Annotated in this window: 24 protein-coding genes; 18 read left to right on the top strand and 6 right to left on the bottom strand. The window is 72.7% G+C overall.

Annotated features, from left to right (window positions below; genetic code table 11):
* Window positions 1-57: 57 nt before the first annotated feature.
* Entirely contained in the window at window positions 58-1,350 is a 1,293-nt protein-coding gene (gene mshC, locus ACEY2A_RS03705) for a cysteine--1-D-myo-inosityl 2-amino-2-deoxy-alpha-D-glucopyranoside ligase (protein ID WP_374929530.1), read from the top strand.
* An 11-nt stretch (window positions 1,351-1,361) separates the two neighbouring features.
* Here mshC and ACEY2A_RS03700 read toward each other — a convergent pair whose 3' ends face one another.
* Window positions 1,362-2,222, bottom strand: coding sequence for a PAC2 family protein (locus ACEY2A_RS03700; protein ID WP_374929529.1), 861 nt, complete (start codon window positions 2,220-2,222; stop codon window positions 1,362-1,364).
* A gap of 44 nt (window positions 2,223-2,266) precedes the next feature.
* Here ACEY2A_RS03700 and ACEY2A_RS03695 point away from each other — a divergent pair, with 44 nt between their 5' ends.
* The gene (locus tag ACEY2A_RS03695) at window positions 2,267-2,989 is read left to right on the top strand and encodes an HAD family hydrolase (protein ID WP_374929528.1); all 723 of its coding nucleotides are present in this window, start codon (window positions 2,267-2,269) and stop codon (window positions 2,987-2,989) included.
* 31 nt (window positions 2,990-3,020) lie between these two features.
* On the opposite strand, the gene ACEY2A_RS03690 is transcribed toward ACEY2A_RS03695, so the two are convergent.
* Complete coding sequence (locus ACEY2A_RS03690) at window positions 3,021-3,905, bottom strand: RecB family exonuclease (RefSeq protein ID WP_374929527.1); 885 nt, start codon at window positions 3,903-3,905, stop codon at window positions 3,021-3,023.
* 177 nt (window positions 3,906-4,082) lie between these two features.
* Here ACEY2A_RS03690 and ACEY2A_RS03685 point away from each other — a divergent pair, with 177 nt between their 5' ends.
* Window positions 4,083-5,222, top strand: coding sequence for a site-2 protease family protein (locus ACEY2A_RS03685; RefSeq protein ID WP_374929526.1), 1,140 nt, complete (start codon window positions 4,083-4,085; stop codon window positions 5,220-5,222).
* A gap of 11 nt (window positions 5,223-5,233) precedes the next feature.
* Window positions 5,234-6,331 (top strand): tRNA (adenine-N1)-methyltransferase, encoded by a 1,098-nt coding sequence (locus ACEY2A_RS03680; protein WP_374929525.1) that lies wholly within the window; start codon window positions 5,234-5,236, stop codon window positions 6,329-6,331.
* An 85-nt stretch (window positions 6,332-6,416) separates the two neighbouring features.
* Here ACEY2A_RS03680 and ACEY2A_RS03675 read toward each other — a convergent pair whose 3' ends face one another.
* Entirely contained in the window at window positions 6,417-6,806 is a 390-nt protein-coding gene (locus ACEY2A_RS03675) for a DUF3054 domain-containing protein (protein ID WP_374929524.1), read from the bottom strand.
* A 118-nt stretch (window positions 6,807-6,924) separates the two neighbouring features.
* On the opposite strand from ACEY2A_RS03675, the gene ACEY2A_RS03670 reads away from it, so the two are divergent.
* From ACEY2A_RS03670 to ACEY2A_RS03640, 7 genes are all read left to right on the top strand, one after another.
* A complete protein-coding gene (locus ACEY2A_RS03670; protein WP_374929523.1) occupies window positions 6,925-8,127 on the top strand; it encodes an FKBP-type peptidyl-prolyl cis-trans isomerase in 1,203 nt (400 codons plus the stop codon).
* A gap of 96 nt (window positions 8,128-8,223) precedes the next feature.
* On the top strand, window positions 8,224-8,613 hold the full coding sequence (locus tag ACEY2A_RS03665; RefSeq protein WP_374929522.1) for an FKBP-type peptidyl-prolyl cis-trans isomerase: 390 nt from the start codon (window positions 8,224-8,226) through the stop codon (window positions 8,611-8,613).
* Window positions 8,613-9,632 (top strand): helix-turn-helix transcriptional regulator, encoded by a 1,020-nt coding sequence (locus ACEY2A_RS03660; RefSeq protein ID WP_374929521.1) that lies wholly within the window; start codon window positions 8,613-8,615, stop codon window positions 9,630-9,632. The genes ACEY2A_RS03665 and ACEY2A_RS03660 overlap by 1 nt, the downstream gene beginning before the upstream one ends.
* A complete protein-coding gene (locus tag ACEY2A_RS03655) occupies window positions 9,632-10,624 on the top strand; it encodes a helix-turn-helix transcriptional regulator (RefSeq protein WP_374929520.1) in 993 nt (330 codons plus the stop codon). The genes ACEY2A_RS03660 and ACEY2A_RS03655 overlap by 1 nt, the downstream gene beginning before the upstream one ends.
* A gap of 48 nt (window positions 10,625-10,672) precedes the next feature.
* On the top strand, window positions 10,673-11,032 hold the full coding sequence (gene tatA, locus ACEY2A_RS03650) for a Sec-independent protein translocase subunit TatA (RefSeq protein ID WP_374929519.1): 360 nt from the start codon (window positions 10,673-10,675) through the stop codon (window positions 11,030-11,032).
* A gap of 5 nt (window positions 11,033-11,037) precedes the next feature.
* Window positions 11,038-11,859, top strand: a complete 822-nt coding sequence (gene tatC, locus ACEY2A_RS03645) for a twin-arginine translocase subunit TatC (RefSeq protein WP_374929518.1) — start codon at window positions 11,038-11,040, stop codon at window positions 11,857-11,859.
* 63 nt (window positions 11,860-11,922) lie between these two features.
* Window positions 11,923-14,793: a DEAD/DEAH box helicase gene (locus tag ACEY2A_RS03640; RefSeq protein WP_374929517.1), complete on the top strand. Its 2,871-nt coding sequence runs from the start codon at window positions 11,923-11,925 to the stop codon at window positions 14,791-14,793.
* A 30-nt stretch (window positions 14,794-14,823) separates the two neighbouring features.
* On the opposite strand, the gene ACEY2A_RS03635 is transcribed toward ACEY2A_RS03640, so the two are convergent.
* Window positions 14,824-15,756, bottom strand: coding sequence for a 5'-3' exonuclease H3TH domain-containing protein (locus ACEY2A_RS03635; protein WP_374929965.1), 933 nt, complete (start codon window positions 15,754-15,756; stop codon window positions 14,824-14,826).
* 89 nt (window positions 15,757-15,845) lie between these two features.
* On the opposite strand from ACEY2A_RS03635, the gene ACEY2A_RS03630 reads away from it, so the two are divergent.
* Window positions 15,846-16,316 carry an Lrp/AsnC family transcriptional regulator gene (locus ACEY2A_RS03630; RefSeq protein WP_374929516.1) on the top strand — a complete coding sequence of 157 codons (471 nt, stop codon included), beginning with the start codon at window positions 15,846-15,848 and terminating at the stop codon, window positions 16,314-16,316.
* On the opposite strand, the gene ACEY2A_RS03625 is transcribed toward ACEY2A_RS03630, so the two are convergent.
* On the bottom strand, window positions 16,307-16,798 hold the full coding sequence (locus ACEY2A_RS03625) for an aminoacyl-tRNA deacylase (protein ID WP_374929515.1): 492 nt from the start codon (window positions 16,796-16,798) through the stop codon (window positions 16,307-16,309). The two genes, ACEY2A_RS03630 and ACEY2A_RS03625, sit on opposite strands and share 10 nt — an antisense overlap.
* A gap of 48 nt (window positions 16,799-16,846) precedes the next feature.
* Here ACEY2A_RS03625 and ACEY2A_RS03620 point away from each other — a divergent pair, with 48 nt between their 5' ends.
* The 5 genes from ACEY2A_RS03620 to ACEY2A_RS03600 all read left to right on the top strand — a co-directional run bounded on the left by ACEY2A_RS03620 (window position 16,847) and on the right by ACEY2A_RS03600 (window position 22,431).
* Window positions 16,847-18,415 carry an amidohydrolase gene (locus tag ACEY2A_RS03620; protein WP_374929514.1) on the top strand — a complete coding sequence of 523 codons (1,569 nt, stop codon included), beginning with the start codon at window positions 16,847-16,849 and terminating at the stop codon, window positions 18,413-18,415.
* Between the two features lie 295 nt (window positions 18,416-18,710).
* Window positions 18,711-20,294, top strand: coding sequence for an apolipoprotein N-acyltransferase (gene lnt / locus ACEY2A_RS03615; protein WP_374929513.1), 1,584 nt, complete (start codon window positions 18,711-18,713; stop codon window positions 20,292-20,294).
* Window positions 20,295-20,364: 70 nt separating this feature from the next.
* Window positions 20,365-21,159, top strand: coding sequence for a polyprenol monophosphomannose synthase (locus ACEY2A_RS03610; protein WP_374929512.1), 795 nt, complete (start codon window positions 20,365-20,367; stop codon window positions 21,157-21,159).
* Complete coding sequence (locus tag ACEY2A_RS03605) at window positions 21,156-21,788, top strand: FxsA family protein (protein WP_374929511.1); 633 nt, start codon at window positions 21,156-21,158, stop codon at window positions 21,786-21,788. Before ACEY2A_RS03610 ends, ACEY2A_RS03605 begins: the two co-directional genes overlap by 4 nt.
* A 289-nt stretch (window positions 21,789-22,077) precedes the next feature.
* Window positions 22,078-22,431 (top strand): RNA polymerase-binding protein RbpA, encoded by a 354-nt coding sequence (locus ACEY2A_RS03600; RefSeq protein ID WP_374929510.1) that lies wholly within the window; start codon window positions 22,078-22,080, stop codon window positions 22,429-22,431.
* Between the two features lie 147 nt (window positions 22,432-22,578).
* Here ACEY2A_RS03600 and ACEY2A_RS03595 read toward each other — a convergent pair whose 3' ends face one another.
* Window positions 22,579-23,922, bottom strand: a complete 1,344-nt coding sequence (locus tag ACEY2A_RS03595) for an AI-2E family transporter (RefSeq protein ID WP_374929509.1) — start codon at window positions 23,920-23,922, stop codon at window positions 22,579-22,581.
* A gap of 129 nt (window positions 23,923-24,051) precedes the next feature.
* On the opposite strand from ACEY2A_RS03595, the gene ACEY2A_RS03590 reads away from it, so the two are divergent.
* Window positions 24,052-25,395 carry a CapA family protein gene (locus ACEY2A_RS03590; RefSeq protein WP_374929508.1) on the top strand — a complete coding sequence of 448 codons (1,344 nt, stop codon included), beginning with the start codon at window positions 24,052-24,054 and terminating at the stop codon, window positions 25,393-25,395.

Here is a 25,395-nt window from a genome sequence, read left to right as displayed (position 1 = left end):
GACTGCCCGCGTCGACACCACGCCCGGCCCGGCGGGGGCCTCACCTAGGCTGTGCCCGTGGATTCCTGGACCTCGCCCGCCGTGCCCGCCCTGCCGTTCACCGCTCCGGCCCCCCGGGTCCACGACACCGCCCGTGGCGAGATCACCCCGTTGGCGCCGGCCGACGGTCAGGAGGCCGGCCTCTACGTCTGTGGCATCACGCCCTACGACGCCACCCACCTGGGGCACGCGGCCACCTATCTCACCTTCGACCTGCTGCACCGTGCCCTGCGGGCGGCGGGCCACCCGGTGCGCTTCGTGCAGAACGTCACCGACGTGGACGAGCCCCTGCTCGAGCGCGCCGAGCGCGACGGCGTGCACTGGGAGGACCTGGCCTCCCGCGAGATCCAGCTCTTCCGGGACGACATGGTGGCGCTGCGCATCATCGCCCCGGACGCCTACGTGGGTGCCGTGGAGGGGATCCCCTCGGACGTGGCCGCGGTGGAGGCGATGCTGGACTCGCAGCACGCCTACCGGGTGCCGGCCGAGGACGCCGCGCCCGATGCGGGGGACGAGCCCGCCGACGTCTACCTGGACCTCGCGCAGGTGCCCACCTTCGGTGAGGTCTCCGGCTGGTCCACCGACCAGATGATGGAGGTGTTCGCCGAGCGCGGGGGCGACCCCGACCGCGCCGGCAAGCGCGACCGCTTGGACCCGCTGCTGTGGCGCGCCCACCGCGAGGGGGAGCCGCACTGGGAGGGTGGGAGCCTGGGAGCGGGCCGTCCGGGGTGGCACATCGAGTGCACGACCATCGCGCGCGACCACCTGGGCACGCCCTTCCTGGTGCAGGGCGGGGGCGACGACCTGGTCTTCCCCCACCACGAGATGAGCGCCGCCCAGGCACGTGCCCTGACCGGCGGCGCCTTCGCCCACCACTACGTGCACCAGGCGATGGTGGGGCTCGACGGCGAGAAGATGAGCAAGTCCAAGGGCAACCTGGTGCTGGTCTCCCGCCTGCGGAGCGCCGGCGAGGACCCGGCCGCCCTCCGCCTGGCGCTGCTCTCACAGCACTACCGCACGGCGTGGGAGTGGACCGACGCCCACCTGGAGGCGGCCCGCGACCGGCTGGCCCGGTGGCGCCGGGCCGCTGCTGCGGTGCGCCAGGAGGGCTCGGCCGGCGATGCGGTGGCCCGCGAGGTCGCCGAGCGCCTGGCCGACGACCTGGACACCCCCGGCGCCCTGACCGTCGTGGACCGGTGGGCCGACGACGTCCTGGGCGAGGAGACCTCCGCCTCCGCGGCAACGGCCCGCGCCGAGGCCGCGGTGCTGCTGCTGGCGGTGGACGCGCTGCTGGGCATCGATCTCGGCTGAGAGACCGCGCCTCAGACCGGCGGGGTGGTGCCCCCGTCGCCCTCGCGGCGCTTGAGGTACTGCTCGAACTCCTTGGCCAGCGCGTCACCGGAGGCCTGCGGGGAGCTCATCTCGTCCACGGCCTCCTCCAGGGCCTCCACGTACTCGGCCACGTGCTCGTCCTCGCTGGCGAGCTCCTGCACCCCGCGCGTCCAGGCCCGCGCGAGCTCCTCCAGGTCGCCGGTGTCGATGACGGTGTCCAGCACCTCCTCCAGCGCCGAGAGCAGCCCCCAGGTGGCACGCGGAGAGGGCACCGAGCCGGCGTAGTGCGGGATAGAGACCCACACGCTCACCGCATCGATCCCCGCGTCCTCGGCCTCCTGGTTGAGCACGCCGACGATGCCGGTGGGCCCCTCGTAGTCGCCGCCGGAGACGTCCAGCCGGCGCTGCAGGGCCAACGAGCTCGTGGTGGTGGTGACCGGCAGGGGACGGGTGTGGGGGACGTCGGCCAGCAGCGCACCCAGGGTGACGAACTCGGTGGCCCCGGCCTCCAGCACCCAGCCGACGAGCTCGTCGGTGAAGGCGCGCCACCGCATCGAGGGCTCCAGGCCCTGCACGAGGATCACGTCGCGGTCCAGTCCCGGCGGGTGGGCCACGTGGAAGGTCGTGGTCGGCCAGTCCACCTGGCGCCGTCCGCCCCGACGCACCATCCGCGGGCGGTGGACCTGGAAGTCGTAGTAGTCCTCCGGGTCGAAGGCCGCCACGAGCTCGGCATCCCAGACCTCGATGAGGTGGGCCACCGCGGCCGTTGCGGCCTCGCCGGCGTCGTTCCACCCCTCGAACCCGGCGACGACCACCGGGTTGCGCAGCTCCATCGGATCGCTGTTCACCATCCCCTCAGCCTAGGTTGCCGGGGTGCGGCTGCCACACTGTGGCGGTGCATTCCCAGCCCGTTGACCCCGCCCCGTCCGCCCGCCGTGATGTGACCCGGCCCGACGCGACCCGGCCCGACCGGCCCGCCGCGGTGCTGTTCGACATGGACGGCACCCTGATCGACACCGAGCCGATGTGGATGGCCGCCGAGACCCGGCTGGTCGAGGAGTACGGCGGCACCTGGACCCACGACGACGCGCTGGCGATGGTGGGCAACCCGCTGGAGGTGTCGGCCCGCATCATCCTGGACCGCACACCGGTGACCCTCAGCGAGGCCGAGATCATCGACCGCCTGCTGCGCGAGGTCCGCGACCAGGTGCTCGAGCACGTGCCGTGGCGCCCGGGAGCGCGTGAGCTGCTGGAGGAGTGCCGGGAGCTGGGCATCCCCACCGCACTGGTGACGATGTCGTGGACCCTGCTGGCCGATGCCTTCACCGAGGGCCTGCCCGAGGGCACCTTCACCACGGTGGTGACCGGCGATGCGGTGGCGCACGGCAAGCCGGCCCCCGAGCCCTACCTGACCGCCGCCACACGCCTGGGGGTGGAGCCCGGTGACTGCCTGGCCCTGGAGGACTCGCCCTCCGGGGTGGGCTCGGCCTCGGCGGCGGGGACCTGCCTCGTGGCGATCCCACTGATGGTGGAGCTGCCCGAGACGCCGAACACGGTCACGGTGGACTCACTCGCCGGGGAGACGGTCCGCTCGCTGTGGGAGCGTTTCGACCGCTGATCCCGCCGGCTGGTCAGGTGCGCTCCGGCGCTCAGTCGGCGACCTGCGCGTCCCCGGTCACCGCCTCGTCGGTGGCGCGGTCCTGGGCATCCCCGGGCAGCGGCGGGGGAGTGCCACCCCAGGCGGGACAGATGGCCTGGAAGCTGCACCAGTCGCACAGCCGCGACCGGTTGGGCCGCCAGTCGCCGAGCTCGGCAGCCCGCTCGATGGCGTCGTAGAGGGCCACCACCTTGCGCTCGGTGGCCAGCAGCTCCTCCTCGGTGGGGGCGTGGCGCAGGATGGTGCCGTCCTTCAGGTAGACCAGCTGCAGCAGTGCGGGCACGCGGCCCCGCAGGCGCCAGATGGCCAGGGCGTAGAACTTCATCTGGAACAGCGCCTTGGCCTGGAAGAGCTCCGAGGGGGCCCGTCCGGTCTTGTAGTCCACCACCCGCAGGGCACCGTCGGCCGGCGCCACGTCCAGCCGGTCCACGTACCCGCGCAGGGTGAGCTCCCCCCGCTCGTCACCGCGGGAGACCGGCACCTCCACGTACAGCTCCCGCTCGGCGGGCTCCAGCACGCTGGGGTCCTCCAGCGTGAACCACCGGCGCACCAGGGCCTCGGCGTCCGCCATCCAGGACGCGAGCTCCTCGGGGGTCACCTCACCCGTGGCATCCGCCTCCCGCAGCACCTGGAGCACCTCGGGACGCTCGGCCACCAGGTCCGCCCAGGTGTCCTCCATGAGCCCCACCGCGTCGTCCGGCCGGCGCCGGTGCGCGGGCAGGTCGAAGACGTTCTCCAGCACCGAGTGCACGAAGGTGCCCCGCACCGCGGCGGCGCTCGGTGGCTCGGGCAGGCGGTCCACCACCCGGAAGCGGTAGAGCAGCGGACACTGCATGAAGTCGCCGGCGCGGCTGGGGGAGAGTGCTGCGGTGGCCATGCAGGCAGGGTAGGCGCCGCCACCGACAACCTCCCACCAGCACGGTCCGCCACGGCCCCGCACCCCCGGGCAGCGCCGGCGCCCGTAGGCTGGCACCCCGCACCGCGCACCCGCCCGAACCACCCGAACCACCCGAACCACCCGAACCACCACTCACCCTCACCAAGGAGCCCCGCAATGCCCCAGTCGACCGGATGGCGCATCGGCAGCGTCCGCGGCGTGCCGGTGTACCTCGGGCGCACCTGGCCGCTCCTGGTCGTGCTGGTGGTGGTGCTCAACGGCACCCAGCTCACCGAGACCCTCGGGGCCCCCACCGCCTACGGCCTGGGCCTGGCCTACGCGGCCATGCTGGTGTTCAGCGTCTTCATCCACGAGGTGGGTCACGTGCTGGTGGCGCAGTGGCGGGGCTACACGGTCACCCAGGTGCAGCTCGACCTCATCGGCGGACACACCGCCCACCAGTCGGACAACACCAGCCCCGGCAGCAACGCCCTGGTGGCCGTCGCAGGGCCGCTGGCCAACCTGGCGTTGGCCGCGGCCGCGTTGGCGCTGCTGCTGGTGATGCCCGACGGGCTGGGCCACATGGTGGTGGCCAGCGCGGTCTGGGTGAACGCCTTGGTGGGCTTCTTCAACCTGCTCCCGGGCATGCCCCTGGACGGTGGCCACGTGGTCGACTCCCTGGTGTGGCGCGCCACCGGCAGCCGGCCGGCCGGCCTCATCGCCGCCGGGTGGAGCGGCCGCGTCATCGCGGCGGTGGTCATCGGTTTCCTCGTCTGGCAGGTGGCGGTCGGCGGGTCCATGGTCTTCCTGCTCTGGGGCGGCCTCATCGCGTGGATCCTCTGGGCCGGCGCCAGCCGCTCCATCCAGGCCGGCACCGCCCGCCGCGAGCTGGGCCGGCACACCACGGCCTCGGTGATGCGCCCGGCCGTCGGCATCCCGCAGGACGCCCCGGTGGCCACCCTGCTGCAGGTGCGCGGCTTCCCGGTGCCCGTCACCGTGGTCACGACCGATGCGGAGCACCGCGCCGTGGGCCTGGTGGACCCCTCCGCCCTGGCCCAGGTGCCGGCCGAGGCCCGGGAGACCACCCCGCTCTCGGCGGTCGCCCGCACGGTGGAGGGGGACTGGACCGTGGACGCCGCACCGCAGGAGGACATCACCCGCCTCATCGAGGCCGTGCTGGGCCGGCAGCTCACCCTGGCGGCCATCCGCCAGCCGGGCGTGCAGCTGCCCGACGGGCGGCAGGGGCCGCCGCAGATCGTGGGCCTGGCCGACCACGCCTCGCTCGATGCGGGGATGCGCGCCAACAGCGGTCCGTAGACTCACCCGCCATGACCTCGCAGACCCCGCCGTCCTCGCCCGTGCACACCGAGGAGCCCACCGGTGAGCCCTGGAACGGTGAGCCCTGGGCGGGTGAGCAGGGCCGTCGCGGTCCGTTCCGCGTGGGGGAGCGGGTGCAGCTGACCGACCCCAAGGGCCGCATGCACACCATCGTGCTGGAGCCCGGCAAGCGCTTCCACAACACCCGCGGGCACATCCAGCACGACGACCTCATCGGCGCCCCCGACGGCACCGTGGTGATCCACTCCACCGGTACCGAGTGGCTGGCGCTGCGCCCACTGTTGAGCGACCACGTCATGTCCATGCCCCGTGGTGCGGCGGTGGTCTACCCCAAGGACTCCGCGCAGATCGTGGGGATGGCCGACATCTTCCCCGGCGCCGTCGTGGTGGAGGCCGGCGTGGGCTCCGGCGCGCTGAGCATGTCCCTGCTGCGTGCGGTGGGGGAGACCGGGCGCCTGCACAGCTTCGAGCTCCGCGAGGAGTTCGCCGAGATCGCCCGCGCCAACGCCCGCGCCTTCCTGGGTGGCGACCACCCGGCCTGGAGCATCCACCTGGGCGACCTCGCCGAGCAGCTGCCGGCCACGCTGGAGCCGGGCAGCGTGGACCGGGTGGTGCTGGACATGCTGGCCCCCTGGGACTGCCTGGAGGCCGTGGCGGACGTGCTGGTGCCCGGGGGCGTGCTCATCTGCTACGTGGCGACCGCCACCCAGCTCTCCCGCGTGGCGGAGGCCGCGCGCGACCACGGTGGCTTCACCGAGCCCAAGGCGTGGGAGTCCATGGTGCGCGGCTGGCACCTGGAGGGTCTGGCCGTGCGCCCGGAGCACCGCATGCACGGGCACACCGGGTTCCTCATCTCGATGCGGCGACTCGCCCCCGAGGTGGCCGCCCCGGAGCTGGCGCGTCGCCCCGCGAAGGCGGGGTCCGATGCGGACGTCTCGGCCGGCGGCTGGACCGAGCGCTTCGACGCCGAGGACTGGACCTCCCAGAACCTCGGGGAGCGGTGGATCTCGCCCAAGAAGCTGCGTCGCGTGCGACGTGAGCAGGAGCGGCAGGAGCGCCTGGGCAGCACCCGCCTGGAGCGGGACTGAGGTGCGATCCGATGGGGTGACGCGCCGCCTCCGCGGCGGTCACCTCAGTGCTGGGTCACCTCAGCCACCTCAGTGCTGGGTCACCTCAGCGCCGCAGCAGCCAGCCGGCCACCAGCCGCCAGCCCAGCAGGAGCAGGGTGAGCGTCCCGGTGGCCACGAGGACGAAGGGCGTGGCCGTGCCCTGGTCGGTGAGCTGACGCAGGGCCATGCCCACCAGGAGCGTCGCCACGAGCACGACGGCCCCCTCGGCGAGCGTGGAGGGCACCCGCCGGCGCACCGCGGCGGTGGCCACCCACCCGAGGGCCGCCCCGGCCCAGAAGGGCCATGCGGTCAGTGGGATGCCCGTCAGCGCCTCCCCGGTGGCGTGGCTCTGCCGACCCAGCCCGGCGAACAGGGCGATGGACCCCGCATCGAGGAGGGCGGCGGCCCACGCGGGCACGCGGCGGCGCGACGAGGGGCGGGGTGAGTCAGCCATGGGCACACCGTACGCCGACGGATCCTGACCGTTTCCTGAGGTGATTCCCAGCCCGCGCCCAGACTCCCGCGTCTACGATGCGTGCCGACCAGACGTCCACCCGTGAGGAAGTTCCCCCGTGAAGCGCACCCCCGTCCGCCTGATCGCCCTGGTGTCCACCGCCGCGCTGACCCTGAGTGCCTGCGGTGGTGAGGAGTCCGAGGACAACTCGTCGGAGTCGACCACGTCGAGCAGCTCGGCCCCCGCGGGCAACGAGGAGTCCGAGAGCTCCAGTGACGAGGAGTCGCCGAGCGAGGGTGACGACGCCGCCTCCGCCGACGCCACTGGTGAGGCCTCTGATGACGCCTCCGCCGGCGCTGCGGGCGCCCCCTCGGCCTCCGGTGGCGAGAGCGAGGCCCCCGAGGACGCAGACGGCAAGAAGCCGGACCCCGAGGCGGCCGGCAAGCTCGAGGACCTGGAGATCACCGGCGGCGACAAGCCCAAGATCACCTTCGGCGACGGCCCGTTCACGGTCTCCGAGACGCAGGAGAAGGTCGTGGAGGAGGGCGATGGCGAGGAGCTCACCAGCGACCACACCGCGATGGTGGAGTACGCCCTCTACAACGGCACCTCCGGTCAGGAGCTGCAGAACGCCTTCGGCCAGAACCCGGTGCCGATCGGCCTGAACGATGAGCAGACCATCTCCGCGCTCCGCTCTGCCATGGAGGGCAAGAAGGCCGGCACCACGATGGCGGTGGCCATTCCCGCCAAGGACGCCTTCGGCGAGGAGGGTGCACCGCACCTGGGCCTGGAGGCCGGTGACACCCCGGTCTACCTCATGAAGATCACCGAGGCCACCAAGCCACTGGAGGAGGCCACCGGCACCGAGAAGGAGGCTCCGGAGGACTTCCCGAAGGCCGAGGTGTTCAAGGACAAGCCGGCCAAGATCACCATGCCGGACTCCGAGGCGCCCAAGGAGCTGAAGGAGGCCACCCTCATCGAGGGCGAGGGTGACGAGGTGAAGCAGGGCGACCAGCTGACCATCCACTACACCGGCGTCAAGTGGGCCAAGGGCTCCGAGGGGGAGAAGTTCGACTCCTCCCACGACCGCGGTGCCCCCACCACCTTCCCCATCGGCGTCGGCCGCCTGATCCCGGGCTGGGACGAGACCCTGGTGGGCAAGAAGGTCGGCTCCCGCGTGGAGCTCGTCGTTCCCCCGGAGAAGGGCTACGGCAAGGAGGGCAACCCGCAGGCCGGCATCTCGGGCAAGGACACGCTGGTGTTCGTGGTGGACATCCTCGACGCGCAGTCCGCGCCGGGTGGTGGTGGCCAGGGCCAGTGAGCCCGCACCCTCGGGCTGCCTGACCCGCCACCCATCAGGCACACTGGGCCCTCACGCATCCGTGAGGGCCTTCGTGTGCCCGGAGAGGGACTGGACATGAGCGACGCACAGCGCACCAAGCCGGAGGTCGACTTCCCCGAGGGCGAGGCGCCCACCGAGCTGGTGGTCGAGGACCTCATCGAGGGCGACGGTGCCCAGGCCGGCGCCGGCGACGTGATCTCCGCGCACTACGTGGGGGTGTCCTTCTCCACCGGTGAGCAGTTCGACGCCAGCTGGGACCGGGGCACGCCGCTGCAGTTCCAGCTGGGCATCGGCCAGGTCATCGCCGGCTGGGACCAGGGCATGCAGGGCATGCGCGTGGGTGGCCGCCGCAAGCTCACCATCCCCGCCCACCTCGCCTACGGCGACCAGGGTGCTGGTGGCGTGATCGGCCCCGGCGAGACGCTGATCTTCGTGGTCGACCTCGTGGACGTCTCCGACCGCTGATGGCAGCAGCAGGACGTGGGCACGACCCCAACCTCAAGACCGAGCGTCTGCTCAACCTCCTGCTGGCCCTCCTGCACACCCGACGGCCGCTGACCAAGGCGGAGATCCGGCGCGTCATGCCGGAGTACCAGGAGGGCTCGGCAGAGGCCTTCGACCGCACCTTCGAGCGCGACAAGAACGACCTGCGGGCCCTGGGTGTGCCCATCAGCACCGGCCCGGTGGACCCCGGCTTCGACGACGAGGAGGGCTACCGCGTCGACCCCGACGAGTACGCCCTGCCCGAGCTCGTGTTCACCGCCGAGGAGCTGACGATGCTGGGTGTCGCCGCCCGCGTGTGGGGGCAGGCCTCGCTGTCCACCGCCGCGCAGCGCGCGCTGCACAAGATCACCGCCCGGGACACCGCCGATGCGGGGCGCGCACCGGCGGGGCTGGGCGTGCAGCCCGTGATCCGCACCCCGGAGGCCGCCTTCACCGGGCTGCGTGACGCCATCGACGCTCGGCAGGCCGTGGAGTTCGACTACCGCCGCAGCGGTGCGCCCATCACCCGGCGCCGCGTGCACCCGTGGGCGCTCCTGCTGCGCCGGGGCCGCTGGTACGTGACCGGCCACGACCTCGACCGGGAGGCACCGCGGGTGTTCCGCCTCTCGCGCGTGGTGGGTGCGGTGCGTGCCACCGGCGAGGCCGGGGTGGTGCAGGTGCCCGCCGACCACGACCCCTCGGCCGTGATCGCTGCGGCCACCGAGGGCGCCACCGACACCGTGCCCGCCCGCGTGACAGTCACCCCGGGGCGGGGGTGGGCGCTGCGCCGGTGGGCCGATGAGGTGACGCCCGGTGCGGACGCCGACGTCCTGGTGCTGCACGCCGCCGACCGCTCCCGCATCGTCAGTCAGCTGGCCGAGCTGGGGCCGGACCTGCTGGACGTGGAGCCGGACGACCTGCGCACCCAGGTGCTCGACCGGCTGCAGCCCGTGGCCCAGGGAGCGGTGCACGCACCCGAGACGACCGGCGAGGAGGGCTGATGGCCGCCGAGTCCGCGACCGCGCGCCTGGAGCGCCTGCTGTCGATGGTGCCCTGGCTGCTGCAACGGCAGGGTGTGGAGATCGATGAGGCCGCGCGCACCTTCGGCGTGAGCCCGGCCTCGCTGGAGCGGGACCTGCAGCTGATCTTCATGTGTGGCCTGCCCGGACGCATGCCCGACGACCTCATCGAGGCCGAGTGGGCCGGCGGGCACGTGTACCTGCGCAATGCCGACACCATCGCCCGCCCGCTGCGGCTGGGGCCGGACGAGGCGACGGCCCTGGTGGCCGGCCTGCGCTCCGTGGCCGGCGCGCCCGGGCTGCCCGCGGACGACCGCAACCTGGCCCACCAGCTGGCCGAGCGCATCGCCGCCGCGGCGGGTCCGCTGCGCTCGCTGGTGGAGGGCACGGTGGTGCAGGAGGCCGCCTCCCCGCAGGACGACCAGCTGGCCTCCGACCTGCGCCGGGCGGTGCAGGAGCAGCGGCTGGTGCAGCTGGTGCACGTGGCCCACGGCCGCGACGAGGCCGTCACCCGCCAGGTGGCGCCGATGCGGGTGGTGGCCGTGGACGGACAGACCTACCTGGAGGCGTGGTGCCACACGGCCGAGGGCGTGCGCCTCTTCCGGCTGGACCGCATCACCGCGGCCGAGGTGCTGGACGCCGACGGCACCCCGCCGCCGCAGGCCGAGCCGAAGGACCTGGACGCCGGCGCCTACGGGGGTGGCCCGGACGACGTGGAGGTGGTGCTGGACCTCAGCCCGGAGGCCGACTGGGTGGCCGAGTACTACGGGGCCACCGATGCGGGCGAGGGCACCGCCGGACGCCGCCGGGTGGTGGTCCGCGCCGCCGATCCCGCCTGGGTGAAGCGCCTGGTGTGGAGCACCGGGGGAGCGGTCGTGGTGGCCGCTCCCCCGGGCCTGGTGGACGAGGTGCGCCGTGGGGCTCACACCGCGGTCGCACGGTTGTCGCGTGGCTCCGCGGCTACCGTAGAGTGACACCGCCCGGACCGGGCACCATCGATTGAAGGAGACACCGTGGGCCGGTTGTTCGACAACCCTTGGATCCTGCTCATCCTGATCCTCGTGATCGTGCTCGTCTTCGCCTCGGCGAAGCTCCCGGACATGGCGCGCAGCCTCGGCCGCTCGGCCCGCGTGCTGAAGTCCGAGGTCGGGGAGATGAAGAAGGACGGCAAGGACGACACCGTGGACGGCGAGGCCCGTGAGGTCCGCGACGAGCGTCGCGACCGCGTCGCCGACGACCGTCGTGAGGACGTCCGCGACGACTCGTGGAACCCGCGCGACCACGCTGACCGCTACGACGCGGAGCGCCCTGACTCGCGGCTGTCCGACCCGACCCGCTCGGCCGACCACAACAAGCCCAGCGACGGCACCCGCCTCGACTGACGGACGTGGCACCCCGCGTTCCCTTCCGTCGGAAGGCCTCCAACCCGGAGGGCCGCATGGCCCTCATGGAGCACTTCAAGGAACTCCGCAACCGCCTGCTCATCGCGGCGGCTGCGGTGTTCGTCGGGCTCTGCGTGGGGTGGTACTACTACGAGGACATCGCTGGATTCTTCATGCAGCCCATCGAGGAGCTCGCTGAGAAGAACGGCGGAACCAACGAGATCAACTACAGCGCCGGGGGCGTGACCCAGGCCTTCACCATCAAGGCCAAGATGTCGGCGGTGGTGGGGGTCATCCTCGCCAGCCCCATCTGGCTGTGGCAGTTCTGGGCGTTCATCCTGCCCGGCCTGTACCGGCGCGAGAAGCTCATCGCATTCGGTTACTTCCTGGTGGCCGTGCCGATGTTCCTGGCCGGCTGTGCCCTGGCCATCTGGGCGCTGCCCACGGCGGTCAAGACCCTGCTGGACGCCTTCATCCCCGAGGGTGGGGCCAACTTCACCGCCGCCGAGCCCTACTTCGCGTTCGTGGGCAACTTCATCCTCTGGTTCGGCATCGCCTTCCTGCTGCCGGTGATCATGGTGGCCATCAACCACGCCGGGCTGCTCTCCGGACGCGTCATGCTCAGGAGCTGGCGCTGGGCCACCGTGGGTGTGCTGGTGTTCGCCGCCCTGGCAGCGCCCGACCCCATGTCGATGGTGACCCTCACCATCCCGATGATGATCATGTACTTCATCGCCTGCGGCATCGCCATGGCACGGGACAGGATGCGCAAGCGCAAGCGCCCGGAGTGGATGGAGACGGACGCGGACACCGCCTCGGCGCTCTGACCCCATCGGCCCTGCACCGGGCCACGATGCGAGGGACTGGCGGTTCCCACCTAGGGTGGGGACATGTCCAGTCCCTCCGACCGTTTCGCGGCGGCCAAGCGCCGCGCCCGCCACCCGCACCTGCAGGACTTCCTGATGGGGCAGCCCTTCCAGCTCGACGACTTCCAGGTGACGGCGTGTGAGGCGGTGGAGGACGGCAAGGGGGCCCTGGTGGCCGCACCCACCGGCGCCGGCAAGACGGTGGTGGGGGAGTTCGCCGTCCACCTGGCCCTGGCCACCGGCCGCAAGTGCTTCTACACCACGCCCATCAAGGCGCTGAGCAACCAGAAGTACCACGACCTGGCCGAGGAGTACGGCGAGGCCAACGTCGGCCTGCTCACCGGTGACAGCTCCGTGAACGGCAACGCCCCGGTGGTGGTGATGACCACCGAGGTGCTGCGCAACATGCTGTACTCCGACTCCTCCACGCTCGCCGGGCTGGGCTTCGTGGTGATGGACGAGGTGCACTACCTGGCCGACCGCATGCGCGGTGTGGTGTGGGAGGAGGTGATCCTGCACCTTCCCCAGGACGTGCAGGTCATCAGCCTCTCAGCCACCGTGAGCAACGCCGAGGAGTTCGGTGCCTGGCTGGCCCAGGTGCGCGGTGACACCGAGGTGGTGGTCTCCGAGGTGCGCCCGGTGCCGCTGTGGCAGCACATGCTGGTGGGCAACGACCTGTACGACCTCTTCTCCGAGGGTGGGGTGGGCGCCCGGGCCGGCAGCTCGCGCGCGGTGAACCCCGAGCTCATGGCCCGCCTGCGCACCGCCCAGGCCGAGCGCACCGCCTGGCACCGCGAGGACTCCGGGGGACCGGCCGGTCGCCGGGGACGCGGTCGGCGCGGCAGCGGGCGGGGCCGGGACGACCACCGCCACCAGGGTGGCCCCTCCCGCGGTGGCCCGCCCGCGCGCGGCGTCGGCACGCCCTCCCGTGCCCAGGTGGTGCAGGCCCTGCACGCCGACGGCCTGCTGCCCGCCATCGTCTTCATCTTCTCCCGCATCGGCTGCGACTCCGCGGTGCGCCAGCTGCTCGCCTCCGGCACGCGCCTGATCAGCGACGAGGAGGGCGAGGCCATCCACGACGAGGTGGAGGCCCGCGTGCTGCAGGTGGCCCCCGAGGACCTCGGCGTGCTGGGCTACCACGACTTCGTGGAGGGCCTCACGAACGGCTACGCCGCCCACCACGCCGGCATGCTGCCGCTGTTCCGCGAGATCGTGGAGGAGCTCTTCGCCGCCGGGCGCATCCAGTGCGTGTTCGCCACCGAGACGCTTGCCTTGGGCGTGAACATGCCCGCGCGGACCACCGTCATCGAGAAGCTGGTGAAGTTCAACGGCGAGAACCACGCCGACCTCACCCCGGCCGAGTACACCCAGCTCACCGGGCGGGCGGGCCGTCGCGGCATCGACGTGGAGGGGCACGCCGTGGTGCTCTCGGGGCCGCGGGTGGACCCCACCCATGTGGCCGGCCTGGCCTCCACGCGCACCTTCCCGCTGAAGTCCTCCTTCCGCCCCTCGCCCAACATGGCCGTGAACCTCGTGGACCGGATGGGGCGACAGGCCGCCCGGGAGCTGCTGGAGGAGTCCTTCGCCCAGTTCCAGGCCGACCGCGCGATGGCGGGGCACTCCCGCGCCGTGGACCGCAACACCGAGGCCATCGAGGGCTACCGGGAGGCCATGGAGTGCCACCTGGGTGACTTCTCCGAGTACGCCGCGCTGCGCCAGGAGCTCTCGCAGGCGGAGAAGGATGCCGCCAAGCGCCGCGGGGCCGCCCAGCGCGCGCAGGTGGAGAACGCCCTGGGCGAGCTCGTGCCCGGCGACGTGCTCCGCATCGGCTCGGGGCGTCGGGCGGGGCGCGCGGTGGTCATCACCGGCACGCACGGGGTGAGCCGCAAGCACGAGGACGTGGCCCTGGTGACCGATGCGGGGCGCCTGCGCACCGTCATCGCCGCCGACCTCGACGAGCCGCCCGTGGTGCAGGGCAGCATCCAGATCCCCTCCCGCTTCAACCCCCGCAAGCCGAAGGACCGCAAGGACCTGGCGGCCACGATGCGGGCGAAGGTGCCCGATGCCGATCCGCCGCCCGGGCGGGGTCGGAAGGGGGCCGAGGACCACGATGCCGCGTCCGCCCCTTCGGACCACGCGGCCGGCCGGGGAGCGAACGGGCTCGACCGCATCGACCAGCTGCGGGCGGCCCTCAAGCGGCACCCCTGCCACGCCTGCCCGGACCGGGAGGAGCACGCCCGGTGGGCGGCCCGCCTGCACACGCTGGACCGGGAGACCGCCGGCCTGCGACGCAAGGTCGCCCGGCGCACCCACACGGTGAGCCGGGCCTTCGACCGCATCTGCGCACTGCTGACCGAGTGGGGTTACCTGAGCGAGGACGGCCAGGAGGTCACCGAGGCCGGGCGCATCCTGCAGCGCACCTACACCGAGAAGGACCTGCTGGTGGCCGAGTGCCTGCAGCGCGGCACCTGGCAGGGGCTGGACGCCGCGGAGCTTGCCGCCATCGCCTCGGTGATCATCCACGAGCCCCGGCGCGGCGAGGTGACCATCAACCCCTCCATGCCCACCGACCGGGTGGACCGGGCCTACGACCGCATGATCGACCTGTGGTCCCGCATCGAGGACTCGGAGATCGAGCACCAGCTGCCACCCACGGACCAGCCGGACGCCGGCATGGCGTGGATGATGCACAAGTGGGCCTCCGGCGCGCGCCTGGAGATGGTGCTGCGGGACTCCGAGCTCTCCGCCGGCGACTTCGTGCGCCGTGCCAAGCAGGTGGTGGACCTGCTCGGCCAGGTGGAGCTCGCCGCACCGCACCCCTCGGTGCAGGGCACCGCGCGCAAGGCGATGAACCAGGTGCTGCGCGGCGTGGTGGCCGCCGACCGGCTGGACTGACCCGGGTCTCCTGAGGCGGGCTGGACCGACTCAGTTCAGCGGCGGCGCACCCAGCGCCTCCAGCAGTCGCCCGACGGGGCTGCCGAGGTCGTACCGCTCAACGAGGCGGCGCACGGCTGCCTCGTCAGCCACGGCGGTCGGCAGCGCCATCGCGGTCTCGTCGAGCTCCACCGGGGCGTCGCGGGCCACGTCCACCACCCGCGGGGCGGCCGTCAGGTACTCCCACGCGTCCTCCAGGCGGGTGCGGCGGGCGCCCTTGATGCGCTCGTCGCCGCGGTCGAGCGCCTCGATGATGCCGGCCAGCGAGCCGAAGGTGTCCAGCAGCTGCACGGCCGTCTTCTCGCCGATCCCCTGCACCCCGGGCAGCCCGTCGGAGGGGTCGCCGCGCAGGACGGCCATCTCGGCGTAGGCGCGCCCGGAGGCCAGCCCGTACCTCTGCACCAGCCAGGACTCGTCCACCTCGTCGGCGTCCCGCACCCCGCCGCGGGCGGTGTAGAGCACGCTCACGCCGGCGGCGTCGTCCACCAGCTGGAACAGGTCGCGGTCGCCGGTGACCACCTCCACGGGGCGGCGGCCGGCGGTGCGCTCCACGAGGGTGCCGATCACGTCATCGGCCTCGTACCCCGGCGCCCCCACGCGAGCGATGCCGAGGGCGGCCAGCAGCTCCACGATCACCGGCACCTGCGGCACCAGGTCCGGCGGGGTGTCCTCGGTGGTGCCGGTGGTGTCACCGGGCGCCAGGCGGTGCTGCTTGTAGCTGGGGATGGCCTCCACGCGGAAGGCGGGGCGCCAGTCGTCGTCCCAGCACATGACCAGGGCTGCCGGGCCGCGCTGCCCGATGAGGGAGGCCGTCATGTCCACCAGGCCGCGGACGGCGTTGTTGGGTGGCTGGGCCGGGTCACGCCGGCGGTCGGGCACCCCGTGGAAGGCCCGGTAGTACAGGCTCGCGGCATCGATCAGCATCAACGGTCCGTCGGTCACCCGACCAGACTAGGACAGCGGCCGTTGGCGGTCACCGGCGTTCAGGCCGCGCATGGCCCTAGGGTGGGGCCGTGAGCAGCCAGCCCCTCGACACCACCGACCGCCTGATCGTCCAGCACCTCACCCGGGACGGTCGGATGAGCTTCACCGACCTCGCGCAGAAGGTGCACCTCTCGACCTCCGCGGCCCACCAACGGGTGAAGCGGTTGGAGGAGAACGGCGTGATCCAGCGGTACACGGCCGTCATCGACCCCGAGGCCGCCGGGCTGCCGGTGACCGCCCTGCTCTCGCTGACCCCGTTCGACCCCGGGGCGCCCGACGACGTGCCCGACCGGCTGCGCCACCTCACCGAGGTGGAGGCCTGCTGGAGCGTGGCGGGGTCGGCCAGCTACATGCTGCTGGTGCGTGTCAGCCGCCCCAGCGTGCTGGAGGAGCTCATCGCCGTCATCCGTGCCACCGCGCGCTGCTCCACCACCACCACGATGGTGCTCACCACCCCCTGGGAGAGCAGGCCCGCCTTCGGGGGCACCCCTCAGGACTGACGGATGTCGGCCAGGCGTCCGCCGGTCGCCTCCAGCAGTGCCGATGGGGTGAGCTCCACGTCGAACCCCCGTCGCCCCCCGGAGAGGAAGACCGTGTCGTGCTCCTGGATGCGCCGGTCCACCAGCATCGGCAGGCGCGTCTTCTGCCCGAAGGGTGAGATGCCGCCCACCACGTAGCCGGTGGCCCGCTCGGCGTCGGAGCGATCCGCCATCGAGACGCGCTTGACACCCAGCTCGCGGGCGATCGCCTTGGTGTCCAGGCGGTCGGCCACGGCCACCACGCCCACGGCCAGGTGGGTGCTGCCCTTGCCGCCGCCGTCCACCACGAGGGTCTTGAAGATGCGCTCGGGCTCGATGCCCAGCGCCTCGGCCGCCTCCTGCCCGTAGCCCTCCACGTCGTCCTCGTGGCCGAACGCGTGGCCGGTCCAGGGGACGCCGGCGGCGTCGAGGGCGACGGTGGCGGGGGTCGTGGGGATCCTCATGCCCGCGAGTCTCCCAAACGGCAGCCGCACATCACGCACACTGGTCCGATGCAGCCCATCGTCCTGCGGAACGTGACCACTTGGAATCCCGACCTCCTGCCGGAGCCGGACCAGACGATCGTGCTGCGGGCCGGTCGCGTGGCCTGGGTGGGGCCCACGGACCAGGCGCCGGACACCTCGGGTCTGCGGCACCCCCGCACCATCGAGGGGGAGGGGCGGCTGGTCACGCCGGCCTTCGTGGACGCGCACGCCCACGTCTCGGCCACCGGGGAGGTGCTGGGTGGGGCCGACCTGTCCGGCACCCGCAGCGTCGCCGAGGCGCTGGACCGGGTGGCGGCCGCCGCCGCACGCCAGCCGGGCGCACCGATCTTCGCCCACTCCTGGGACGAGACCCACTGGGTGGAGAACCGGGCGCTGACCGCCGCCGAGCTCGACCGCGCCTCCGGTGGGGGTGTGGTCTATGCCCCACGGGTCGACCTGCACGCCGCCTGCGTCTCCTCCTCGCTGGCCGCCGTGGCGGGCGTCGCCACCAAGGACGGGTGGGACGGCGTGGGCACCGCCACCCGGGCCGCGCAGGACGCGGTGGTGCAGGCCTGGGCCGCCTCCGTGGGCCCGGGGGCCCGGCGCCGCAACATCGACCTCGCCCTGGCCGCGGCAGCCCGCGCGGGCGTGGGCATGGTCCACGAGATGGGGGCCACCAATCTGACCAGCCAGGAGGACGTGCGGGACGTGGCCCTCGCCGGCGGTCAGGGTCGCCCGCGAACCGCGGCCTACTGGGGGGAGCTGGTGGACGACCCGGTGCGCGCAGCCAACCTGCGTGATGCCCTGGGCGTGGTGGGCCTGGGGGGCGACATCTACCTGGACGGCAGCATCGGCGCCCGCAACGCCGGCATGCTGGAGCCCTACACGGACGCCCCCGACACCACCGGGGACATGTACCTGACCCTCGAGGAGGTCACCGAGCACCTCGTCGCCTGCACGCTCGCCGGGGTGCAGGGAGGCTTCCACGCCATCGGTGACGCGGCCATCGAGCTGGCCGCGGAGGGGCTGGAGCAGGCCGCGCAGCGACTGGGGGCCGATGCGGTCCGCGCGGCCCAGCACCGCATCGAGCACGCGGAGCTGCCCTCCCGGCGCGCCATGACCACCTTTGCGCGGCTCGGGGTCACCTGCTCGATGCAGCCGATGTTCGAGGGTCTGTGGGGCGGCCCCCAGGATCTGTACCGGATGCGGCTGGGGGAGCGGTGGCAGCGCACCAACCCCTGGCGCACGCTCGACGAGCTGGGCGTCCCGGTGTGCTTCGGCTCGGACTCCCCGGTGACCCCTTGGGACCCGTGGGGTGCCCTGCGGGCGTGCGTGCGGCCCCAGAATCCCGGCGGCCTCCTGCCCGCCACGCGCGCTCTCTCGCTGCACACCACGAGCGGTTGGGGTGCGCTCGGCCGCCAGGGCGGTTCCATCCGCCGCGGCGGGGAGGCCGACGTGGTGCTCTGGGACACCACGGTGGACGGCTCCAGCCCGCGCGCGCTCGACGACTGGGTGGCCGGCTGGGAGCCCCCGCAGGCCCTGGTCACGGTGGTGGACGGGCACGTGGCGCACGACGCAGGAATTCCCCCGATGTAGTTCGCTGCCACGCCATGTGCCCCTGACCTGCGCAAACGTGCATATGCGCAGGTCAGAGCCGGATTGACTGGGGCCGTGGAGCAGGTAGTTTCTGCCCATCACCGAGGCGTTCGCCCGTCGAACATCCGGTGTCGTGAGAACCGCGCTCAGTAGAAAACGTGGACGGGTCGGCAACCAGCCGGGTCGCCCACGGCCCCAACGGCGCGGTTCTCGCGATCACCGCCCTGCGGTCCAGACGGCGACGGACCGGGAGTCGCAGCACGGCGCAGCCAGCGTCGCGGCCTAGACTCCCGGCGTGGTCGCCCTCCTCCAACGCCTCTTCGCCGCACTCCTGGGGGGAACTGCCCTCTGGCTGTCCTTCCCGGACGCCGGCCTCTGGTGGGCCGCTGCCCCGGGGGTCGCCCTGATCACCCTGGCCACCCGCGGGGCCCACCTGGCCACCGGGGGACTCGTCGGGCTGGTGGCGGGACTGGCCCTGTTCGTCCCGCTGCTGCGCTGGTCGGGCATCTACGTGGGGGCCGACGCATGGCTGGCGCTCGCCGGCTTCGAGGCCAGCTACCTCATCGGCATGGGGATCCTGCTGGTGGCCGTGCAGCGGTGGACCTCCCGCTTCTCGTTGCCCGTCGAGACCGCCCTGCTCCCGCTGCTCGTGGGGGCCTGCTGGGTGGTCCAGGAGTGGGTGCGCTCCACCATCCCGTGGGGCGGTTTCCCGTGGGCGCGGCTGGCCTTCTCGCAGGCCGAGGCTCCCACTCTGGCGGCCGTGCGCTGGGTGACCGCCGCCGGCCTGAGCGCCTGGGTGGGAGCCATCGGCGGTCTGCTCGCCCTGGCCTGCCTGGCCGTTGCACGCCGCCGAGCTCCCGTGGTGCTCGGCACGCTGGCCGGCGCGGCGGCCCTGACCGTGGGACCGCTGCTGCTGCCGGTGAACGACCCCACCGGCGGCTCCCTGGACGTGCTGGCGGTGCAGGGCGACGCCCCGCAGAGCGGTTTCCGCTTCAACGAGAACGCCCGGGAGGTGCTCACCAACCACACCTCGCTGGTGCACCGGGCCGCGGAGGAGATCGAGGCCGGGGAACGCCCGCAGCCGGACGTGGTCTTCCTGCCGGAGAACGCCTCGGACGTGGACCCCACGCGCGACGAGGAGGCCGCGGGGCTGCTGGCCGAGGCCAGCTGGGCCATCGACACCCCGATGCTGGTGGGTGCCATCCTGCGTGAGCCCAGCCCGATGGTCTCCAACGCGGTGCTCCAGTACCTGCCCGGCCAGGGCCCGGTGGCCCGCTACGACAAGCAGCACCCGGTGCCCTTCGGTGAGTGGATCCCGCACCGCGACCTGTTCCGCAGGATCACACCCAAGGTCGACCTCGTGCCGCGGGACTTCGCCTCCGGTGACGAGATGGGCGCCATGGACGTGCCCACGGACGCAGGCGACCTGCGGGTGGGGATGGGCATCTGCTTCGAGGTGGCCTACGACGACCTCATGCGCGTGCCCGTGGTGGAGGGCTCCGAGCTGCTGTTCATCCCCACCAACAACGCGAGCTTCGGCATCACCGACCAGTCCACCCAGCAGCTCGCCATCAGCCGGGTGCGGGCCATGGAGCACGCCCGCTCGGTGGTGCACATCAGCACCGTGGGCGTGAGCGCGCTGCTGGGGCCCGACGGCAGCATCCTGTCCTCGCCCGACGGGGGCGAGCCGCGCGGGACAGAGCTGTTCGAGCCCGCCCTGCTCTCCGCATCGCTGCCGCTGAACGACGGCCTCACGCTGGCCACCCGACTGGGCAACTGGCCCACCTGGGTGCTGGGCGCCCTGGTGGTGCCCGCGGCCGTCGCCGGGCTGCTGCCACCCTCAACCCGCCGGGGGAGGACGCGCACCGAGCGGGCATGATGGGATGTTCCGACCACTGACCGGTGTTGTCACCGGTGACCCGTACCCCCCTGATGGAGAACGAGAGCTCGTGAGCCAGTCGACCCCCGAGCGCGCGCCCCTGCAGCGCGTCGCCGTGCTGATCCCCACGTACAACGAGGCCGAGAACCTCGAGTGGATCGTCGGACGGGTGCGCGCGGCGACCCCCCAGGTGGACGTCGTCGTGCTCGACGACAACTCGCCCGACGGCACCGGGGAGATCGCAGACCGCCTCGCAGCCGCCGACCCGCAGGTGCACGTCCTGCACCGCAAGGGCAAGGAGGGGCTGGGCCGGGCCTACCTCGCCGGCTTCGAGTGGGCGCTGGCGCAGGGCTACGACGCCGCGGTGGAGATGGACGCCGACGGCTCCCACCAGCCCGAGCAGCTCCACCTGCTGCTCGAGGCCGCCGACGCCGGCGCCGACGTGGTTCTCGGCTCCCGCTGGGTGCCCGGCGGCAGCGTCGTGAACTGGCCGCTGGACCGCAAGCTCATCTCCCAGCTGGGCAACGTGTACATCAAGCTCGCCCTGGGCATGCCGCTCAACGACGCCACCGGCGGCTACCGCGTGTACCGCGCCTCGGCCCTGCGCCAGCTGGACCTGCAGACCGTCGACTCGGTGGGCTACTGCTTCCAGGTGGACATGGCCTGGCGGGCGGTCCGCGGCGGGCTGCGCGTGGTGGAGGTGCCCATCGAGTTCATCGAGCGCGAGCGGGGCAACTCCAAGATGGACTCGTCCATCGTCAAGGAGTCCCTGGTGCGCGTGACCCGGTGGGCGATCGAGCACCGCACCGGTCAGGTGCAGCGCGCCCTCGGCCGCGGGCCGGGTGGGGACGTGACCCCCCGGTGAGCCCCCGCGCCGTGCAGACCGGAGCCCGCCGTCGCAGGAAGCCGACCTGGCTGGTGGTGCTCAGCGTGCTGCTGCTCGTCATGCCGATGGCGGAGGTCGCCGCCATCCTGGCCGTGGGACGGCAGATCGGCGCAGGCTGGACCATCGGGCTGCTGATCTTGTGGTCGACCCTGGGTGCGTGGATCGTCACCCGCGAGGGCTCACGCACGTGGAAGGCGCTCAAGCACTCCCTGGGCACCGGGCACGAGCTCTCCCGCCAGCTCACCGACGCCGCCCTGGTGCTGGTGGGTGGCACGCTGCTCCTGGCACCCGGCTTCATCACCGATGCGATGGGCCTGTTCCTGGTGCTGCCCTTCACCCGTCCGCTCACCCGCCGGGTGCTGCAGCGCGTGGTGGAGAAGAAGCTGCTCGGCGGCATGCTCTTCGGCGGTGACCCCTTCGGTGAGCAGCCCATGGGCTTCGGGGACCCCTTCGGCGACCCCTTCGGGCAGGCGGGCGGCCCCGGGGGAGGCTTCCCCGGTGAACGCACCGACCCGCCCCGCTCCCGTGGGCGCGGCCCGTCCTCCGGCAGCACGCGGCCCGGAGACGACGAGGTGCTGGAGGGTGAGATCCTCGACGACCGGCCGTGAGCCGCGGCGGGGAGGCACCCCATCGGCGCCCCAGGAGGGGTGCGGCACACCACACCCGGGTGAACTGGCGGTGAACCGTCACGTTCTGGCACACTGATGGATTGCCGCGCTGGCGCGGCACCACCGCCTCCCCACGGGACCCCTTGCGGGAATGTCAGCCGTTCAACTGATGTTCACCTGTGCGTGGCCGGAGGCGGACAGGGCGTCCAGCGAAGCGCGCCGCACCACCCCCGACGAACCACCAGTCACCCAGCGTCCGCCCCTTCACCGGGGCATCAGGAGTTCAAGCATGGCCGAGCGATCCCTGCGTGGCACGAACCTCTCCGCCCTCTCGATGGAGAGCGACGAGAACGTCACCTTCAGCGAGCGACAGACCGTCCGCTACAACTGCCCCCAGGGGCACGTCATCGAGCTGCCCTTCTCCGTGGAGGCCGAGCTGCCCGCCCTGTGGGAGTGCCGCTGTGGCGGTGAGGCCAAGCTCGAGAACGGCCCGGAGCCGGAGCGCAAGCCCACCAAGCCCGTGCGCACCCACTGGGACATGCTGCTGGAGCGTCGCTCCATCCCGGAGCTCGAGGACCTGCTCCAGGAGCGCCTGGAGTTCCTGCGCGAGCGCCGGGGCGTGGCCAAGAAGAAGGCCAGCTGACCGACCCCTCACACCTCTCGCGCGGGCCGTCCCGCCCGCGCGGGACTGATGGAGCCCCACACACCTTTCCCCCTCTGGTGTGTGGGGCTCCTTCATGTCCCGATGCGGTGAGCGGGCGCCGCGGCGCCCGCTCACCGGGACCCTGCCTCAGGCGCCGGCCGGGTGGGCGCCTCCCGTCGCAGTCCCGGGGGAGCGGCCGGACCGCGGCCCGGGGGTGTCCTGCTCCTCGCCGTCAGCGCCGCGACGAGCGGGACGGTCGTCGCCCGCTGGGTCCTGACCGCCCGGGCGGTCGCTCCCGGCGTCCCGGTCGTCGTGCCCCGGATCGAAGTCCTCGGACTCCGGCTGGCGGTGCCCGTGGGGCTTGCCCTGCTTGTCGAGCTCTCGCTCCCGTGCCTGCGTCTGCGGGTCGGCCCCGGAGCGCGCGTCCACCTGCTCGTTCAGGTAGCGCAGGATCACCACCACGCTCGCGGCCACCGGGACGGCCAGGAAGGCGCCGGGGATGCCGAACAGCGATCCGCCGACGGCCACCGAGAGCAGCACCAGACCCTCGTGCACCTGCATCGCCTTGCCCTGCACGATCGGCTGGAGGATGTTTCCCTCCACGTTCTGCACGAACAGCACGATCGCCAACAGGATGAGCGCCTTGGTGAAGCCGACGCTGACCAGTGCCACGAGGATGGACAGGATGCCCACCGCGACGGCGCCCACGATCGGGATGAAGCCTCCCAGGAAGGTCAGGATGATCAGCGCGCCGGCCATGGGGACGCCGAGGATGATCAGTCCGATGCCGATGAGGACGGCGTCCACGGCCGAGATGATCGCCTGGCCGCGCACGTAGCCGCTCAGGGTGCGCCACAGCCGGGTGCCCAGCGCCGTGAAGTGCGGCGCCGCGCTGCGACCGGACAGGCGGCTGATCCAGGGCAGGAACTTCTCGCCGTCACGGACGAAGAAGAAGGTGAGCACCAGGGTCATCAGCACCGTCACGAACGCGGACGCGACCGCGGAGACACCCGTGAAGACCCCACCGGCGATGTCCCCGCTGGCGTCCTGGATGCGCTGGGTGAGCTGGGTGATGGCCGCATCGATCTGGGAGTCCTGGATGTTCAGCGGGGGACCGGAGGCCCAGGTCTGCACCTCCTCGATGCCGGTGACGGCGCGGTCGGCCATCTGACCGCTCTGCTCCACCAGCGAGGGCGCGATGGCGGTGAGCACGCCCACCAGCACCAGCAACGCCCCGATGACGGTGGTCAGCGCCGCCAGGCCCTCCGGCATGAACCGGCGCAGGAAGCGACCGACCGGCTGCAGGACGGTGGTGAGGATGAGGGCGAGCAACAGGGGAAGGACACCCACCCACAGCTTGCCCACCAGCCAGAGCACGGCGCCGAGTGCGGCCATGATCAGCAGCAGGCGCAGGGCGAACGCTGCCACGGACCGGAAGCCTGCCGCGAGCACCTCGCTGCGGTCGTCGTGGACGTCCGGGTCCTCGGGCATCGGGGCCGCCACGTCGTCGGCCGTCCGGGAGCGACCGAACGTGTTGCGAAGGGCTTGAGGTGGTTTCACCCCGGCATCGTGTCACGAGCCGCTGCGCGCTGCAGGGACGTGGGCCGCTACCGTGCGGGCATGAACGCGACCGCACGCCGCCCCCTGGCCCACCGCGCCACCGCCCTGGGCTTGGTGCTCGGCCTCGGCCTGGCCGCCTGTTCGGCACAGGAGGACGGGGAGGACCCCAGCACGAGCAGCACGAGCGGGAACAGCACGGACAGTCCCACCAGCAGCGCATCCAGCCCCACCTCTGACGAGACCAGCCCCACCAGCGACGAGGCCAGCTCCACCAGCAGCCCGTCCAGTGACGCCAGCCCCACCAGCAGCGCATCCGAGCCCAGCTTTGACGAGACCGGCCCCAGCTCTGACGAGGCCAGCCCCACCAGCGACGAGGCGAGCGGACCAGCCACCCCGTCGCCGTCTGCCTCCGGGAACACCGCCGGCGCCCCGGCCGACCGCCCCGACGACCCGGACGCCGGACCCGTGACCCTGGCCGTGGTGGGTGACATGAAACTCGCGCACCGTGCCGCGGGGGACATCGCGGCCGGACGGGGTGCGAAGGTGTTCGCGGGGGTGGCCGACGAGCTCGCGGCGCCCGACCTGACCCTCGGCAACCTGGAGACCACCCTGGGCACGGCCGCGGACCAGGGGCAGAAGGTGGGCAAGCGCTACACCTTCATGTCCCCGCCGAACTCCCCGAAGGTCCTGCAGGACGTGGGCTTCGACTACGTGTCGCTGGCCAACAACCACACCTACGACTTCGGCGTGCGCGGCATCACGACCACCGTGGAGCACCTGAACGCCGCCGGGCTGCCCTTCTCCGGGGCCGGAGCCGACCCGGCGGCCGCGCGCAAGCCCGCCATCATCGAGGCGAACGGCCGCCGCATCGCGGTGCTGTCCTACGTGGACGTGGCCAACGACAGCTACATCCCGTTCGCCAACCGTGACTGGGAGGCCCGCCCGGACCGGGCCGGCGTCGCCTGGGGGCACCCCGAGCAGGTGGCCCAGGACGTGGCCGCCGTCCGTGACGAGGTGGACGACGTGCTGGTGATGATGCACGCCGGCCTGGAGAACCGCACCCAGCTCAACGACGCCCAGCGCGGGATCGCCCGGGCTGCCCTCGATGCGGGTGCCACCGCCGTGTTGGGCCACCACGCCCACGTGCTGCAGGGCCAGATCGCCCACGAGCAGGACGGCACGTTCGTGGCCTGGGGGCTGGGCAACTTCGTCTTCGACGGCTACCCGGAGGGCGCGGAGCACACCGACTCGGCCATCCTCCACCTCACCCTGGACGACCAGGGCGTCACCGACGTGTCCTTCACCCCGGTGGCGCTGCACCAGGGCTACCCCGTGGCGCTGGACCCGGACTCGGCGCGTGGCCAGCGCATCCTGGAGCGCCTGGAGACCCTGCCCAACCAGTGA

This window comes from Kytococcus sedentarius, assembly GCF_041937525.1.
Lineage (GTDB): Bacteria > Actinomycetota > Actinomycetes > Actinomycetales > Dermatophilaceae > Kytococcus > Kytococcus sedentarius_A.
This window is presented reverse-complemented; position numbering and strand designations above follow the sequence as displayed.

Coding starts and splice junctions, on each gene's coding strand:
- ACEY2A_RS03655 (WP_374929520.1), top strand. CDS start 9,632: ATGGCCGCCGAGTCCGCGACCGCGCGCCTGGAGCGCCTGCTGTCGATG.
- ACEY2A_RS03680 (WP_374929525.1), top strand. CDS start 5,234: ATGACCTCGCAGACCCCGCCGTCCTCGCCCGTGCACACCGAGGAGCCC.
- ACEY2A_RS03700 (WP_374929529.1), bottom strand. CDS start 2,222: ATGGTGAACAGCGATCCGATGGAGCTGCGCAACCCGGTGGTCGTCGCC.
- ACEY2A_RS03685 (WP_374929526.1), top strand. CDS start 4,083: ATGCCCCAGTCGACCGGATGGCGCATCGGCAGCGTCCGCGGCGTGCCG.
- ACEY2A_RS03675 (WP_374929524.1), bottom strand. CDS start 6,806: ATGGCTGACTCACCCCGCCCCTCGTCGCGCCGCCGCGTGCCCGCGTGG.
- ACEY2A_RS03635 (WP_374929965.1), bottom strand. CDS start 15,756: ATGCTGATCGATGCCGCGAGCCTGTACTACCGGGCCTTCCACGGGGTG.
- ACEY2A_RS03660 (WP_374929521.1), top strand. CDS start 8,613: ATGGCAGCAGCAGGACGTGGGCACGACCCCAACCTCAAGACCGAGCGT.
- ACEY2A_RS03640 (WP_374929517.1), top strand. CDS start 11,923: ATGTCCAGTCCCTCCGACCGTTTCGCGGCGGCCAAGCGCCGCGCCCGC.
- ACEY2A_RS03625 (WP_374929515.1), bottom strand. CDS start 16,798: ATGAGGATCCCCACGACCCCCGCCACCGTCGCCCTCGACGCCGCCGGC.
- ACEY2A_RS03595 (WP_374929509.1), bottom strand. CDS start 23,922: ATGCCCGAGGACCCGGACGTCCACGACGACCGCAGCGAGGTGCTCGCG.
- ACEY2A_RS03665 (WP_374929522.1), top strand. CDS start 8,224: ATGAGCGACGCACAGCGCACCAAGCCGGAGGTCGACTTCCCCGAGGGC.
- ACEY2A_RS03590 (WP_374929508.1), top strand. CDS start 24,052: ATGAACGCGACCGCACGCCGCCCCCTGGCCCACCGCGCCACCGCCCTG.
- ACEY2A_RS03690 (WP_374929527.1), bottom strand. CDS start 3,905: ATGGCCACCGCAGCACTCTCCCCCAGCCGCGCCGGCGACTTCATGCAG.
- ACEY2A_RS03620 (WP_374929514.1), top strand. CDS start 16,847: ATGCAGCCCATCGTCCTGCGGAACGTGACCACTTGGAATCCCGACCTC.
- ACEY2A_RS03600 (WP_374929510.1), top strand. CDS start 22,078: ATGGCCGAGCGATCCCTGCGTGGCACGAACCTCTCCGCCCTCTCGATG.